19 protein-coding genes are annotated in these 14178 nt (G+C 54.1%); 8 read left to right on the forward strand and 11 right to left on the reverse strand.

The window, feature by feature from the left end; genetic code table 11:
- Positions 1-288: a photosynthetic electron transport-dependent transcriptional regulator PedR gene (pedR, locus tag NC979_RS23245; RefSeq protein WP_190519938.1), complete on the reverse strand. Its 288-nt coding sequence runs from the start codon at positions 286-288 to the stop codon at positions 1-3.
- 121 nt (positions 289-409) lie between these two features.
- On the opposite strand from pedR, the gene NC979_RS23250 reads away from it, so the two are divergent.
- A complete protein-coding gene (locus NC979_RS23250; RefSeq protein ID WP_199308868.1) occupies positions 410-895 on the forward strand; it encodes a DUF4168 domain-containing protein in 486 nt (161 codons plus the stop codon).
- A 131-nt stretch (positions 896-1026) separates the two neighbouring features.
- Here NC979_RS23250 and NC979_RS23255 read toward each other — a convergent pair whose 3' ends face one another.
- The gene (locus tag NC979_RS23255) at positions 1027-2946 is read right to left on the reverse strand and encodes a PBP1A family penicillin-binding protein (protein ID WP_190519941.1); all 1920 of its coding nucleotides are present in this window, start codon (positions 2944-2946) and stop codon (positions 1027-1029) included.
- A 305-nt stretch (positions 2947-3251) separates the two neighbouring features.
- On the opposite strand from NC979_RS23255, the gene tyrS reads away from it, so the two are divergent.
- A complete protein-coding gene (gene tyrS / locus NC979_RS23260; protein WP_431191112.1) occupies positions 3252-4499 on the forward strand; it encodes a tyrosine--tRNA ligase in 1248 nt (415 codons plus the stop codon).
- A gap of 210 nt (positions 4500-4709) precedes the next feature.
- On the opposite strand, the gene NC979_RS23265 is transcribed toward tyrS, so the two are convergent.
- Both NC979_RS23265 and rph read right to left on the reverse strand, forming a co-directional pair.
- On the reverse strand, positions 4710-5477 hold the full coding sequence (locus NC979_RS23265) for a phycobilisome rod-core linker polypeptide (RefSeq protein ID WP_190519943.1): 768 nt from the start codon (positions 5475-5477) through the stop codon (positions 4710-4712).
- 240 nt (positions 5478-5717) lie between these two features.
- Entirely contained in the window at positions 5718-6434 is a 717-nt protein-coding gene (rph, locus tag NC979_RS23270) for a ribonuclease PH (protein ID WP_190519945.1), read from the reverse strand.
- A 301-nt stretch (positions 6435-6735) separates the two neighbouring features.
- Between rph and NC979_RS23275 the strand changes: the two genes are divergently transcribed.
- Positions 6736-7290 carry a P-loop NTPase family protein gene (locus NC979_RS23275; protein ID WP_190519947.1) on the forward strand — a complete coding sequence of 185 codons (555 nt, stop codon included), beginning with the start codon at positions 6736-6738 and terminating at the stop codon, positions 7288-7290.
- Between the two features lie 19 nt (positions 7291-7309).
- On the forward strand, positions 7310-7909 hold the full coding sequence (gene dcd, locus NC979_RS23280) for a dCTP deaminase (RefSeq protein WP_190519949.1): 600 nt from the start codon (positions 7310-7312) through the stop codon (positions 7907-7909).
- A 69-nt stretch (positions 7910-7978) separates the two neighbouring features.
- Here dcd and NC979_RS23285 read toward each other — a convergent pair whose 3' ends face one another.
- Positions 7979-8476: a DUF2165 family protein gene (locus NC979_RS23285; protein ID WP_190519951.1), complete on the reverse strand. Its 498-nt coding sequence runs from the start codon at positions 8474-8476 to the stop codon at positions 7979-7981.
- Positions 8477-8516: 40 nt separating this feature from the next.
- Between NC979_RS23285 and NC979_RS23290 the strand changes: the two genes are divergently transcribed.
- On the forward strand, positions 8517-9200 hold the full coding sequence (locus NC979_RS23290; protein ID WP_190519953.1) for an N-acetylmannosamine-6-phosphate 2-epimerase: 684 nt from the start codon (positions 8517-8519) through the stop codon (positions 9198-9200).
- Positions 9201-9287: 87 nt separating this feature from the next.
- Here the strand turns inward: NC979_RS23290 and NC979_RS23295 are convergent, their stop codons facing one another.
- The 6 genes from NC979_RS23295 to NC979_RS23320 form a co-directional block, all read right to left on the reverse strand.
- Positions 9288-9407: a photosystem II reaction center protein J gene (locus tag NC979_RS23295; protein ID WP_071527210.1), complete on the reverse strand. Its 120-nt coding sequence runs from the start codon at positions 9405-9407 to the stop codon at positions 9288-9290.
- Positions 9408-9490: 83 nt separating this feature from the next.
- A complete protein-coding gene (gene psbL / locus NC979_RS23300) occupies positions 9491-9610 on the reverse strand; it encodes a photosystem II reaction center protein PsbL (RefSeq protein WP_190519956.1) in 120 nt (39 codons plus the stop codon).
- Between the two features lie 9 nt (positions 9611-9619).
- A complete protein-coding gene (psbF, locus tag NC979_RS23305) occupies positions 9620-9754 on the reverse strand; it encodes a cytochrome b559 subunit beta (RefSeq protein ID WP_073607318.1) in 135 nt (44 codons plus the stop codon).
- Between the two features lie 31 nt (positions 9755-9785).
- Positions 9786-10034 (reverse strand): cytochrome b559 subunit alpha, encoded by a 249-nt coding sequence (psbE, locus tag NC979_RS23310; RefSeq protein ID WP_190519958.1) that lies wholly within the window; start codon positions 10032-10034, stop codon positions 9786-9788.
- A 97-nt stretch (positions 10035-10131) separates the two neighbouring features.
- The gene (locus NC979_RS23315; protein ID WP_190519960.1) at positions 10132-11136 is read right to left on the reverse strand and encodes a photosynthesis system II assembly factor Ycf48; all 1005 of its coding nucleotides are present in this window, start codon (positions 11134-11136) and stop codon (positions 10132-10134) included.
- 96 nt (positions 11137-11232) lie between these two features.
- Positions 11233-11661 carry a rubredoxin gene (locus NC979_RS23320; RefSeq protein WP_190519962.1) on the reverse strand — a complete coding sequence of 143 codons (429 nt, stop codon included), beginning with the start codon at positions 11659-11661 and terminating at the stop codon, positions 11233-11235.
- 320 nt (positions 11662-11981) lie between these two features.
- On the opposite strand from NC979_RS23320, the gene ndhC reads away from it, so the two are divergent.
- From ndhC to NC979_RS23335, 3 genes are read left to right on the forward strand one after another with little or no spacing between them, the layout of a single operon-like run.
- Positions 11982-12344, forward strand: a complete 363-nt coding sequence (gene ndhC / locus NC979_RS23325) for a photosynthetic/respiratory NAD(P)H-quinone oxidoreductase subunit C (protein ID WP_073607322.1) — start codon at positions 11982-11984, stop codon at positions 12342-12344.
- The gene (gene nuoB, locus NC979_RS23330; protein ID WP_190519964.1) at positions 12341-13078 is read left to right on the forward strand and encodes an NADH-quinone oxidoreductase subunit NuoB; all 738 of its coding nucleotides are present in this window, start codon (positions 12341-12343) and stop codon (positions 13076-13078) included. The genes ndhC and nuoB overlap by 4 nt, the downstream gene beginning before the upstream one ends.
- Complete coding sequence (locus NC979_RS23335; RefSeq protein WP_190519966.1) at positions 13079-13630, forward strand: NAD(P)H-quinone oxidoreductase subunit J; 552 nt, start codon at positions 13079-13081, stop codon at positions 13628-13630.
- Positions 13631-14178: the final 548 nt, after the last annotated feature.

A 14178-nucleotide genomic window follows, 5' to 3' on the forward strand; every position in this document is an offset into this window, starting at 1 on the left:
CTAAGCCTCTTGACTCTCGACCTTAACCTCAGGCAGTAGGCAGCAGTTGACCTCGTCGATGCAGACCTTACCAGACTGGAGCGCCCAGCGGAACAAAGCCACCCGGTTGCCCGTAGCGGTCTTAGTCAAAATATTGCTGATGTGGTTGTCGACGGTGCGTTTGCTGATCTCCAGCTTCTCTGAGATTTCTTGGTTGGTTAGCCCCGATGCCACAAGCTCAACGATCTGTAGCTCTCGGTCAGAGAGACTCCCTTGACCAGGCATTGGAGCCGTATCATCGCTTGCCATGACAGTCTGTTTCCTTTGTCATTATGTATTTATGCTTAGGCTTAGTACCACTATAGGCCATCTGGTTTCGGGTAGGCTGGTGAAACGCTTTCTGAGTCATCGGTCTATGGGTTTCGAGTGGATGACTGCTGCTGTTAAGTCCTGCGTCCGTTGGTTGAAACAGTGGGGCACCCGGCGCAATTCTTCGCTAGGTATGCAAGGCCAGCGCCTAGTACATCGGGTGGTGTATCTGGGCGTGGTCATCCTGCTGCTGGGTACAGCTACCCCTGCCTTCGCCGCATCCTCACCAGCGGCGGATCTACCAACACCAGCAGTTTCCCCCACCCAACCCGACGCCAACGATATTCCCTCAGAAACCGTCAGCCGTTTTGTTAATGCCTACATGGCCGTCGTCAAGCTGATTGAGTCGCGCGAACTCGGCCTACAGCGGGCCGAGACCGACACCGAATCGCGCCAGATGCAGCAGGAGATTCAGGCCGCAGCCCTCGATCTGATTCAAGCCAATGGTCTCACCCTCTCCGCTTACTGGGAACTGCTAGGGCTCGCCAACAGCGACCCAGAATTTCGCGATCGCGTCCTCGCCCAAATCGATGAAGTCAATCTCTAACCATCCTTATCTGGGCTCTAAATTCAGATCCCCTAAATCCCATGGCTCATCCACTCCCCTAGATCCCATGGCTCATCCACATCGCCTAATTGCTCAGCGCAATAAGGCCGTAGAGCAAGACGCGTAGCCCACTAGGGTTGCACGAATTCCGAAGGTCGCTTGAAGTTTTCGGCCGGCGTATTGGCCAGGGCCTGTTGCATAAAGTCTCGCCACACCGGCGCAGCGTAGGTGCCGCCCGTAGTTCCAGAGCGCATTGGTGAGTAGTTATCGTTGCCGATCCACACGGCGGTCGAGAGTTGGGGTACATAACCCACAAACCACACGTCTCGTTGGGAGTCGGTGGTGCCGGTTTTACCCGCTGCTGGTCGCCCAATCTGAGCGGCTTGACCGGTTCCCCGAGCAATTACCCCCTGCAAAACATCGGTCAACGACGCAGCTGCCCAGGGGTCAAGCACCAGCTGAGGCTGGGGGGTGTTGTCCAGCAGCACATTGCCGCTGCTGTCGCTCACCTGCACGATAAAAGTCGGCTCAGAGTGCCAGCCATTATTGGCAAAGGTGGCATAGGCTCCGGCCATTTCCATTGGAGTTAAATCCACGGCACCTAGGGGCAGCGAGGTGACCGGTTGCATCGGACTGTCAATCCCGAGGGTGCGGCACAGTTCAATAATTTGGTTCACTCCCACCGCTTGGCCCAGCTTCACCGCTGGCACGTTGCGCGAGGTTTCTAGAGCTGTGCGAATGGGGATGTTCCCCATAAAACTGCTGTCGTAGTTTTTGGGGCTGTAGTAGCGATAGCCATCGGGATAGCTAACCGGCGTGTCGGCAATGCTGCTGGCTGGGGTGTATCGCCCTGTCGCAAAGGCCACGTAGTACACAAACGGCTTAAACGCTGAGCCCGGCTGGCGGTAGGCCTGAATCGCTCGGTTGAACTGGCTAGTTTGATAGTCGACCCCGCCCACCATTGCCTTCACAAAATGGGTACGGGGATCGATAGACACTAGAGCCATCTGATCGGCAATGTGGCGAATGCGGGCATTGTGTCGCTGCACCGTAGCCTCGGCCATGCGCTGCATGTTGAGATCGACGGTGGTTTGCACGCGCATACCGCCCTTCACCACCGCTTCGTTGCCAAAGCGCTGCTTCAACTCCTGGACCGCCGCTTCGGTAACGTAGGGAGAAATGCTGCTGCGGAATGATTTCACTTCGCCCACCAGCAGGGGCGCATCCCTGGCGGCCACCTCTTCTTCTGGGGAGATCCAGCCCAGCTGGCGCATGCGGTTAAGCACGACGGCTTGGCGCTCCTTGGTGGCTTCATAGTTGTGGAAGGGGCTGTAGCTTTCTGGAGCCTGAATCAAGCCCGCCATCACAGCCGCTTCGGGTAGGGTAAGGTCTCTGGCTGACTTATTGAAGTAGCTTTGGGCAGCAGTTTCGACCCCGTAGTTGTTGTGGCCCCAGTAGACCTGGTTGAGATACATCTCCAGAATTTCGTCTTTGCTGAAGATTTGCTCTAGGCGCAGAGCCAGCACGGCCTCTGCCACCTTGCGGCTGACAGCTCGCTCAGGAGTGAGAAACAGGTTTTTTACCAGCTGCATGGTGACGGTCGAGCCACCTTCTACCGTGCTTCCAGCTTGGGCGTTGGCCAGTAAGGCCCGGCCCACGCTGCTGGGGTTAATGCCGTTGTGAGAGTAAAAGTAGCTGTCTTCTACCGCTAGCACGGCCCGCTTGAGATGCGGCGACATCTCGTCGAGGTCGATAACTTCGCGGTTCGCTTCGTCGTGGAGGCTGTAGAGCAGGGTGCCGTTGATGTCGTAGATGTAGCTGGTCTCGCTAGGCACATAGTTGCGCAGCACCCGCACATCAGGCAGGTTGCGGAAGCTGATGGCCAAGCCCACCAGCCCGCCCGCCAGTACCGAACTGGCGATCATGGTGGTGCCAAGCAGGGCTGCCGCTGCTACCTGCCCTACGTCTTGAACGTACTTCAGCGCGTTGGGTGCTCGGCGCAGGGGCTGAGGCTGACGTCGGCTTTTGTGGCGAATGGTGTTGGTTGACACGTTGGCTCTTAAAGGCTGCTTGTAAAACGACGGTGCGGCGTAGCGAGAGGGCTATTTTGTGGGGTGTAGATGGCCGTCAGTAGGTGACGGTTAGGCCATTATAATGACCCTCTAGATAAGTGAGCGCCAGCGGTGGCCCTAAAGACCGCTTGAGGGCGATCGCAGGCACGCCTATCCTAGCCTTACAGATGGTTATAAGGAGAAGCTAAGAGCCACTTTTGCCACAACTTATCAGTCAGTGGCTTTAGTGCGCTAAACCCGTTTTCTCTGGCCCCTGGGCAATACCAACCCGCCGTCCCTATCCCATGAACTCAGTCACCATGACCCAGGCTAACCCCAGCTCCTCCCCGGTTGAATTTGAGAGCATTTATCGGGGCATCAGCGAGGTTTTTCCCCACCAGCCAGACTCTAGCGACCCAGAGCAGAACCTGACACAGCGGCTGCTGAAGTGCGATCGCCCCCTTCGGGTCAAGCTGGGCATTGACCCTACTGGCGCTGAAATTCACCTGGGCCACAGCATTCCGGTACGCAAGCTGCGCGCCTTTCAGGATGCTGGCCACACCGCCGTGCTGATTATTGGCGACTTCACCGCTCGCATCGGTGACCCCACCGGCAAGTCGGAGGTGCGCCGCCAGCTCACAGAAGCGGATGTGAAGGCCAATGCCGAGACCTACCTGGATCAGGTGCGCCCCATTCTCGATTTCGATACGCCTGGTCGGCTGGAGGTGCGCTACAACTCGGAGTGGCTGTCTTCCCTCGACCTGGGCAAAATTCTTGAGCTGCTCAGCACGATGACCGTAGGGCAGATGCTGGCCAAAGAAGGCTTCTCCGAGCGCTACGGCAAGGGCGAGCCGGTGTTTCTCCACGAGTTTCTCTACCCACTGATGCAGGGCTATGACTCAGTGGCGGTGCAGTCCGATGTGGAGTTGGGTGGTACCGACCAAAAATTCAATATTGCCGTTGGGCGCGATTTGCAGCGCCACTTTGGCCTGCTACCCCAGTTTGGACTGCTCGTGCCGCTGCTGTTGGGCACCGACGGCATCCAAAAAATGTCGAAATCCTTGGGCAACTACGTGGGGCTCCAGGAAGATCCTCTGAGCATGTATTCCAAGCTCGAAAAGGTTCCCGACGCGCTGATTAAAGACTACTTTGAGCTGCTGACGCCCTTCGCGCTTGACACCTTGCCGGAGAACCCGCGCGATCGCCAAAAGCTGTTGGCCCTAGAGGTCACCCGCCAGTTCCACGGCGAAACGGCGGCACAACAGGCGCAGCAGGCTGCCATTAGCCTTGTTCAAGGCACTGGTGAACCTGCAGCTGGGGTACCCGAATTCTCTCTAGCTGAAATTAACTTCCCGGCCAAGCTGTTCTACCTGGTGGGGTCTACCCCACTGTGTGCTAGCAGCAGCGAGGCCCGCCGCCAAATTCAAGGAGGTGCCGTGAAGCTCGACGGCGAGAAAGTGACCGATCCTAACCAGGAGTTTGGCAGCCCCGCCGATCTCATTGGCAAAGTGGTGCAGGTGGGCAAGAAAAAATTCGCTCGCCTCACAGCTTAGTAGTCTGCGAAGCCGAAGGTGACAGGCTAGTAGGGTTCAGGGTTTAAGGTGTATGGCTCAAGGCCTGCTGTCTATCTACACTTTGAACCCTAAGCCGTTAGAGCTGGTCACAATTGGCTTGCTCAAGTACTAAATGGCCCGTGACGAGTCCGAGCCCAGTTCGAGTCCGCCACCGTGGAACATGCTGCTGAATGCTCTAAGCGCGATGACCTATCGGGCGGGCTGCATCAGCAAGTGGCGCAGCTTGTCGCGCTCAGTGACAGAGAGGGTCGCGGCAAACACTTCCAAATCCTGAGGTCCCATCGTACTCAGCACCTGGTGCAGCGCCTCTGCTCCCGATATGGCTACTGTAGCCGCTGCCGTTGTCCGCAGGGAATGGCTAGATTGTATTGGTGCCCCAGGCAAACTACAGCTGCCGCCGTCGCAGTTGAGCTGAAGGTCGTGCCAGGTCATTGTGGGCACAATCCAGCCGCGTCGACCGTGCAGCTCATGCAGCAGCACTTCAGTTTCCCAGAACGTTCTTGGAGACGGGTAGCTATCCTCGGCCCAGGCGTGAGGCACAGTAAAGCAGCCAAAGTGCTTACTGTAATCGTCAGAGTCGAGCAGAGCAGTAATCATGGCTTTAACGCCCTGACGCATCAAAATGTCGCAGTAGCGATGCATTTCTGCCGAATCACTGGGGGCACGGCCAATGAAGTGCTTGAAGCACAGCTCAATAAATTTTGGGTTGGAAGAATTGTAGTAAAACTCATTGAGATAGACCTCAGAATGGCCCAGCTCGCGCAGAAACCGCTTGACACCAATTTTATTTCGCAAGAATTCCGCTTCGATTTTGGCAAGCTGTTTACGTTCAAACCCGTAGGGCTGGCGCTCGAGCACCTGAGCATAAATTTGGTGTAGGGCTGCCTGGCGCTCTTCTCCCGGAGACTGCCGGCTCACCGTGATTTCTTTCATCGAAAACGCATCTATAGATGTCATGGCAAACCTTCCTGCGCGAGAGAACTACGATTCCAGACTGTGGCCTAATTTCAGACTGCCCAAGGGCAAAATTCAGCTGATAGTCTTGATGCGTTTCTTAACGATAGGAATTAGTTTTACTCTCTCGTTCTAGGAAAGAAGTGCCCTCTAGCGATCGCAACTCCGATGCAACTCCGAGCAGCGCCCCCCGTTTTAGCAGGGCAGCGCTGGATAAAACAGCCATCGGCTCAAGCGATGTACCTACAGCAACGCCGCCTGCTGAGCCTCTAAGAGCTGCTTAATGCCCAGCTCACCCACCTCTAGAATCTGGTTCATCTGCTGACGGCTAAAGCTACCCTCTTCGGCCGTACCCTGAACTTCAATAATGTTGAGCTCCTCGTTGAGCACCAGATTGAAGTCTACGGCTGCCGCCACGTCTTCGTCGTACTGCAAATCGAGCAAGACGTTGTCTTCAATGAGGCCAACGGAGACAGCGGCAACGCCGTGCACCAGGGGCGATCGCGCCAACAATCCCTGCGCTATCAGACCCTGCACCGCATCGGCTAAGGCCACATAGCCTCCCGTAATTGATGCGGTGCGGGTGCCCGCATCGGCCTGGAGCACGTCGGCGTCTACCAGGAGAGTGCGTTCCCCCAGCAGCTCAAAATCAAGAGTCGATCGCAGGCTACGCCCAATCAGACGCTGAATCTCTTGGGTGCGACCTGATAGCTTCATGAGCTCGCGAGCCTGGCGCTGGGGGGTAGCCCCTGGCAACATGCGGTACTCAGCCGTTAGCCAGCCCCGACTCGACCCCTGCAAAAACCGCGGCACCCCCTCTTCCACAGACACGGTGCAGAGCACCTGGGTATTGCCACAGCGGGTCAGTACAGAGCCTGCCGAAAATTTCGTAAATTGGCGTTCAAAACTCACTGGCCGCAGCTGGTGATGTTGCCGACCATCTGGACGTTGCCAAGCCATACAAGGTGCCCCTAATGCCCTCCCTAGAATACAGCAGACTCCCCTAGACTAGGCGGGTTTTCCGCCTCCCCAAGCGCAGGTTCGAAAGGAGAGTCAATCGGGCCGAGCCCTTAGGGCCAAACTACAGTACATATGCACTTCATGAATGCATATAGAGTAATTTGTCGAGTCACGTTAGGGGAATCACGCTATATTTAGCCCTACAATCCAAGCTACCCAACCTAGAAACGTAGCGTTATGCTGCCGGCTTTGGTGTGGTCAATGGATAACTGCCGTTCTTCTGCCCCCGCTGGACTAGCCCATGGTCTCCCAGATCAAACCTCTTTCCCTAGCGCCGTCCCCTGCCTCGCTCGTTCGCCATCCGCTCTTACAGACGGTAGAGGGCACCGTACAAGTCTTTACCGCCGTACACCGCAACTTTTTTACCAATGTTATGGTGCAGGCTCTGCGGATCGCTGACCAGGGCAAGGCTGTGCTAATCGTGCAATTTCTCAAGGGAGGCATTCATCAGGGGCCTGATCAACCGATGCAGTTTGGCCAAAATTTAGACTGGATTCGCGCCGATATGCCGCGCTGTATTCACGACCCAGTGGTGAGCCCCAGCGAGCAGCAGGCTATTCAAGACCTGTGGTCTCACACCAAAGCGGTGATAGCCCGAGGTCGCTATGGACTCATCGTGCTCGATGAACTCAGCCTAGCCGTCAACTACGGTCTGATTCCCACCCAGGACGTTGTAGACTTTCTCAAGCAGCGCCCTCCCCAGGTCGATGTCATCCTCACTGGCCCTGACATGCCTGATCCGCTACTCACAGTGGCCGACCAAGTAACCGAATTTCGCCGTAACTTTTTGCCCTAGCCGTCCAGGAAGCTTTGCCATGATTAAGAACGATGCCTGGATCGACAAAATGGCTAAGGAGGGCATGATTCAACCGTTTCAGCCTTCCCTGGTGCGGCAGCTAGAGAACGCCGACCACTCCCTAGGACAGCCGGTTATCAGCTACGGCCTATCGTCCTACGGGTACGACATTCGGCTATCCCCTGCCGAATTTAGGATCTTTCGCCATGTTCCGGGTACGGTGGTTGATCCCAAAAATTTCAGCCCTGCCAATTTAGAACCTACCGCCCTTAAAACTGATGAGAGCGGCAGCTACTTTATCTTGCCGGCCCACTCCTACGGGTTGGGAGTAGCCTTAGAAAAAATTTCTGTTCCCAACAACATCAGCGTGATTTGCATCGGCAAATCGACCTACGCCCGCTGTGGCATCATTGCCAATCTGACTCCAGCTGAAGCGGGGTGGCGCGGCCACCTCACCCTAGAGTTTTCTAATTCCTCTAGCGCCGACTGTCGCATCTACGCCAGCGAGGGAGTGGTGCAGCTAATTTTCTTTGAGGGTGAGCCCTGCCAGGTTAGCTACGAAACCCGCCGAGGCAAATATCAAGACCAAGCAGAACAGGTGACACTGGCCAAGGTGTAGATCAGGCTTCACCTGGGTGTAAAAGCGCGGTTGGGGGGTGCGATCGCCCCTCCTCAAGCCAAGCCCAACCTACTCGAGCAAGTTGCCATCGGACAGGCTGAGGTAGAGCAGCACAAAGCCCACACAGCTGATAAAGCGAAAGGCGGGCTGCTGCCCATTCCACTCCAACGACTGCCACATGGTGAACCACTCCCCGCCCACCACCATGAAGCCCACAAACCAAAATAGAAACGCCAGGGTCAGCCCATAAATAGCCGTAGCCTTAGCCCGGTTGAAGGTGATGCCATCACAGTTCACAACTTTCAGCAAGCGCACGGCTCCACCTAGGCAGAGAGCTGCGATCGCCGACTCAATCCCTATGATCGCCCCATAGGCCGCCTTCTGAAGGCCCAATGAGGTCACAGCTCGCCAGGTTAACTGACTGTCTGCAAGGACCGTATCCATGCTCATCACGTGCTGAATGTACCTAAAATTGGCGTTGTAATCCGTCAGATTATTGAGCACAATTACCAAGGCCAGCAGACCAATAGAGGCCACCAGCAGGGTTTTTGAAATCCGAGTTGCCATAGATCAAACTAGATAGCGCTGTTGTGGAGTAAGTCCTACCTTGAAGAGCATTTTGGAATCGTTGCAGGGCGGGCTAATCGTATCGTGCCAAGCCCCGGTTGACTCGCCTCTGCGCAATGCGACGGCGATCGCAGCCATGGCCGAAGCTGCCCTTAAACGCGGAGCCGTTGGGGTACGCATCGACAGCCCTGACCACATCCAAGCCGTACGGGCCCGCTGCAATTCCCCCATTATCGGCCTATGGAAGCAGGTTATGCCGCCCTCAGAGGTCTACATCACCCCTCAGTTTCATCACGCCGAGGCAGTAGCCCAGGCCGGCAGCGAGATTATTGCCGTTGATGCTACCCAACGGCCCCGCCCCAGCGGTGAAACCCTAGAGCAAATTATTCAGCAAATTCACGAGCGTCTAGGCCGCGCCGTCATGGCCGATGTCGATACCCTCGACAACGCGCTAAAGGCCATTGATGCTGGGGCAGACTGCGTCGGCACTACCCTTTTTAGCTATACCGCAGAAACTCAAACCGAAACCCCGCCCGGGTTTGACCTACTCCAAGCTATGGTAAAACAGTGCCCCGTGCCAGTCATCTGTGAAGGTGGCATTGCCTCCCCAGCCCAGGCCAAGCAAGCCCTTGATTTAGGTGCCTATGCCGTCGTCGTAGGCACGGCGATTACGGGTATTGATTACCTCGTGCAGCGCTATGTCAGCGCCCTCGATCGCCCCTAGCTATCCCCAAACCTACTTAAAAAGGCTGGGACAAGCGGGTTAAACCCAACTCGCCCCAGCCTCTAAATCTAGAACTGCTCGAAGCAGCTACATGGCAGACCCTACACCAGCGTAGGCACCATAGAAAAATAGACCCACCACCACCAGCACACCAGTACCGGCAACAGTTGCCACGATCCACAACGGAATTCGTCCACTCTGAAGCATAATATCCACCTCCTACTAATCTGGTAAAAAACTCAACACAGTCTGAGCACCACAGAACTGCCGGCTAAGACAGCCCTAGAACTTTAGTTAAAGAAGTAGCTAGAGAACAGCAGACCCAGCACAAAAACTAGCAGCAGACCCAGATATAGGGAGGTGCGGTTTAGCTCTACCGGTTGCTTATTCGGGTTTGGACTACGATCCATGGTTTTCTCTTATCGTTGAATAAACTGCATTGCCGCGATCGCCCCTAGGAAAAACACGCTGGGTACCCCTAAGGTATGCACAGCTAGCCAGCGCACGGTGAAGATCGGGTAAGTAATGGGCTCGTTCGGAGAATTGCTTTGCATAGGTTCAATCAAACGTTGGAATACTAAAGCGTTATCGATTTGAGAACGTGTCGATCTGATCTTTCGCATCGAAGCGATCGCTCACAATCGGCAGCTGCATTTGATTGTCGGGATAGTAGGAGTTAGGGCGAGGCGTGCCAAAGGCATCGTACGCCAAGCCCGTGCTCACAAAGAGCCAGCCCGCAATAAACAACATGGGAATGGTGATGCTATGGATAATCCAGTAGCGAATACTCGTTACGATGTCGCCAAAGGGGCGCTCGCCTGTAGAACCTGCCATATCAACGTCTCCTCTCTGAACACGAAGAATCTAATCTAATCATAGAGAACCCCGGAAACCCTAACAAGCTATTTGAGCGAAGTTCTCCCAACTTTCCTTAAGCAACCTCAGGCTGATATTTGAGGATCGTTCCATCCTGACCTAAGATGAAGCCTTTCTCAGGACCCAAAAACTTCACTCTATAGAAGTTAGAGGGCACATCCCCAACGGATTGATCTTTCAACCAAGTCTCGCCACCGTCAAAGCTACAGAGCAGGTTACCACCGCCACCAGTCACCCAAATCTCATTGGCGGTGCGAAAAGCCATGTCTAGCAGTCCCCAGCTCGTTCCGAACTCAGGGCTTAGAGCCTCGGTGAAGTCGTCTGAAGAGCGAGAGTTAGAAAACCTCACCTGGCCGCCGCGGGCAATAACCCAAAGTTTGCCGTCGCTATCAAACCCCATGTTTTGCAGACGTCTTGAATTCTGACGATTGTGAGGAATCCACTGATCCTGCCCCGGCGCCCAAGTAGAGTAAAAATTTCCTCGAGACGACACTGCCACATACCGACCGTCATCAGAACGGACCATATTCCGCACTACCCCAACAGCCCCTTGCACTAGGGCTTTCCAAGTGCGGCCACCGTCCTCTGTACGGTAGATCGCACCAATGTCGGTAGCCATCTCAGCCGACTTGTCACCAATAGCCGTGACTAAAAAGGGTGAACCCGGCAATTCTTTGCTCAAGGGTACGCTTTCCCAAGTCTTGCCCCCGTCACCAGTGTGCAAGAGGACCGACGGGAGACCCGCAACCCATCCCTCGTTACCGGCAAAATCGACGGAGGTAAACGTATAAGCCTGATCTTCCAAAGCCAATTCACGGACTTGCCAGGTGTTACCGCCATCTTGGGTTTCTAGCAAGGTATTCCGGCTACCCACAATCCAGCCGTGATTGGCATCTTGGGTAAATGCAATGTCAGATAGAGTAGACTTCACGGGCACCTGGATGACTTCCCAGGGATGCACGTCTGCGTCCGGCAAAAAATAACCAGAGCAGCTGGTTGCCAGCAGCACTGCCACTAGCATCACTAAGCCTCGCTTTAACCAGTCAAACGCAGCGTGCATAGACAATCAAAACCCGTACTTCCTAAACAACACTCAAGTCAAATCCGCAGAGCCAGCTCTCTACCTCTGAGGCGCCTCCCAAAAGCGCTTACAGCACTACCTCAAGCCGTAAAGGCTGATGAAAAACATAAACCCTACGGCCAAAGCGCCAAAGATTAAAATATTTTTCTGGCCAGGAGTCAACCGATTCACGCCCAAGCCGAAGTTCAAATTCTCCTTAAAGCCCGAGGGAGAGTTGACCGGGCCAATGTTGGCAAATCGCTTCTTCGGAGCACTACACACCGGACAGCGCCAGTTCACGGGTAAATCCTCAAAGGCAGTGCCTTGGGGAATTTTAGCCCGACTGTCACCCTTAACTGGCTCATAGGAGTAGCCGCAGGATCGACATTCGTAGCAATCCATTTCCTCAGGAGAAAGGACAACCACCTCAGCCGGGCTACTCTCAAGGCCATCAGCTCCCTCAGAATTAGCAGCCAGATCTACAGATTCAGATGAATTAGCCGAAGGATCAGACTCAACACTCATAGGACTAAGGCACCTTAAATTCAATCAAGAGTTACCGGGCGGTCAGAATTCTCCGTGGTCCGTCCTCTGTGACCAGAAAAAGCTCACCAAACAACGTGCAGGGCAAAGATGCTCGTTGTAAACAATTATGACACAGTTGGGCCACCCAGCTTTTGGGCTAATCCTTGGCTTAAGTTTGCGATCGCACGACCAAGCTCCCATTGCCAAATCAACTTTGACCCTAGTTTTTCAGCTAAATTGCCTTAGAATACACCTAAAGCGCATGGGCTGCTAAGTCTCAGACCGCACTGTGTGTAATAGCCTTCTAGGGTGGTGAACCTGTGTTCGTCTTATCTGGTTACGAATATTTCCTAGTCTTCTTACTCATATCCTGTCTGGTGCCAGTGGCCGCTTTGACAGCCTCCAAGCTGTTGCGCCCTGTTAGCCGAGGTCCTGCCCGCAGAACCACCTACGAGTCGGGCATGGAGCCCATTGGTGGCGCATGGATTCAGTTCAACATTCGCTACTATATGTTTGCGCTGGTCTTTGTGATCTTCGACGTAGAAACTGTCTTCTTGTATCCATGGGCGGTAGCGTTTAACCAGCTAGGCTTGTTAGCATTCGTAGAAGCACTGATTTTTATTGCCATTTTGGTTGTTGGTCTTGTGTACGCTTGGCGTAAAGGAGCCTTGGAATGGTCATGACACCCCCCCCAGCCACCGATCCGCTTTCTCTGGCCCCAGGGGAAAGGCTTGCCAATCCTTCAGCGCCGCCTGCTGTAACCCATGGGCTCTCTGAGAACGTCATCTTGACTACGGTCGATGACCTTTATAATTGGTGTCGGTTATCCAGCTTGTTTCCCTTGCTCTACGGCACCGCCTGCTGCTTCATTGAGTTTGCAGCGTTGATTGGCTCTCGCTTCGACTTCGATCGCTTCGGGTTGTTGCCTAGGGCCAGCCCCCGTCAAGCCGACCTAATCATTACCGCTGGCACCATCAACATGAAGATGGCCCCTGCCCTAGTACGGCTCTACGAGCAAATGCCAGATCCCAAGTACGTTATTGCTATGGGAGCCTGCACTATCACTGGCGGCATGTTCAGCAGCGACTCCACTTCGGCAGTGCGTGGAGTCGACAAGTTAATTCCGGTCGATGTTTATATTCCTGGCTGCCCTCCCAGACCTGAGGCGATCATTGATGCCATTATCAAGCTCAGGAAGAAAGTAGCGACAGAATCTATGCAGGATCGTGCTTACACCCTGCAAACCCATCGTTTTTATGAGCGCAGCCATCAGCTTAAAGCAGTGCCTGCAATCCTAACAGGTCAGTACTTACAGACAGGCACTCATACGGTGCCGCCCAAGGAGCTTATGGAAGCTATGGGGATGCCCATGTCTGAAACTGTAGCAGAGCTGACTCCCGAGAATAAGGAGGTTTAAATGGCTGAAGAAGACTCCCAGGTATCATCTCCGCAGCCAGAGCCTGCCGGTGAATCATCGGCAGCGCCTCTGGTAGAGGCGGGTGCTGTATCTAGTTGGTTAACTGAAAACGGGTTTGACCACAGGTTAATGCCCCGCGATCATTTAGGAATAGAGATAATTACGGTAGAACCGCAATTCCTTATTCCAATTTGTACTGCTCTATATGCCTATGGCTTTAATTATCTCCAGTGCCAAGGAGCCTACGATGATGGTCCAGGCAAGGAGCTGGTGAGTTTTTACCATTTGGTAAAACTGGACGACAACATCGATAACCCCGAAGAAGTCAGAGTTAAGGTATTTTTGCCTCGCAGCAATCCTCGAGTACCTTCGGTGTACTGGATCTGGAAGGCAGCCGATTGGCAAGAGCGGGAAAGCTATGATATGTATGGCATCGTTTACGAGGGCCATCCCAATTTAAAGCGACTGCTCATGCCTGAGGACTGGGTTGGCTGGCCGCTTCGCAAAGATTATATTTCTCCTGACTTCTATGAGCTTCAGGATGCCTATTGAGGCTCCAGCATGAGGTTTATGCTTGTAAAGCGGTTATTAAAAGCTGTTATCACCAATCCGTGCACCTCTTGTACAGCTTCCAGATATGCCTGTGTTTAAGTCGAGCAACTTTTTCGGCAGGCTATATTTCCGCAGGGTGTCAATTGAGTAAGTCGCTGGTTTCCTGTGGCGCAGCTCTTTGGGTTTGAGAAATAGCCTGATGTTCTTTCATCAGGCTATTTTCCGTAGATGGTCTTGTTCACCGAATTTGCTTGTGCCTGCAAAACTGCACCTGAGTGAGCAGACTTACGACATCAAGTTCCTGATAGGCTTTGAGCATCATAGAATCGTCATCATTGTTAAGACAGTGCTAGACAGCTCAACACCCCTCCCCCCGCGGCTGCTTCCATAGGATATGCTTGCGTAAAGGGTTTAAGCATCTATTTAAATCAGATAGGCAGTTATACGAGTCTTTGACTCATTATTTAGACCTACTAGCGTTCACCACTAAGGCGACCTAGACATTTTCACTTAATGCGGCCGACTGCAGGTCAAAACCTGTAGTCTAA

It is taken from the genome of Leptolyngbya subtilissima AS-A7 (genome assembly GCF_039962255.1).
Classification (GTDB): Bacteria; Cyanobacteriota; Cyanobacteriia; order Phormidesmidales; family Phormidesmidaceae; genus Nodosilinea.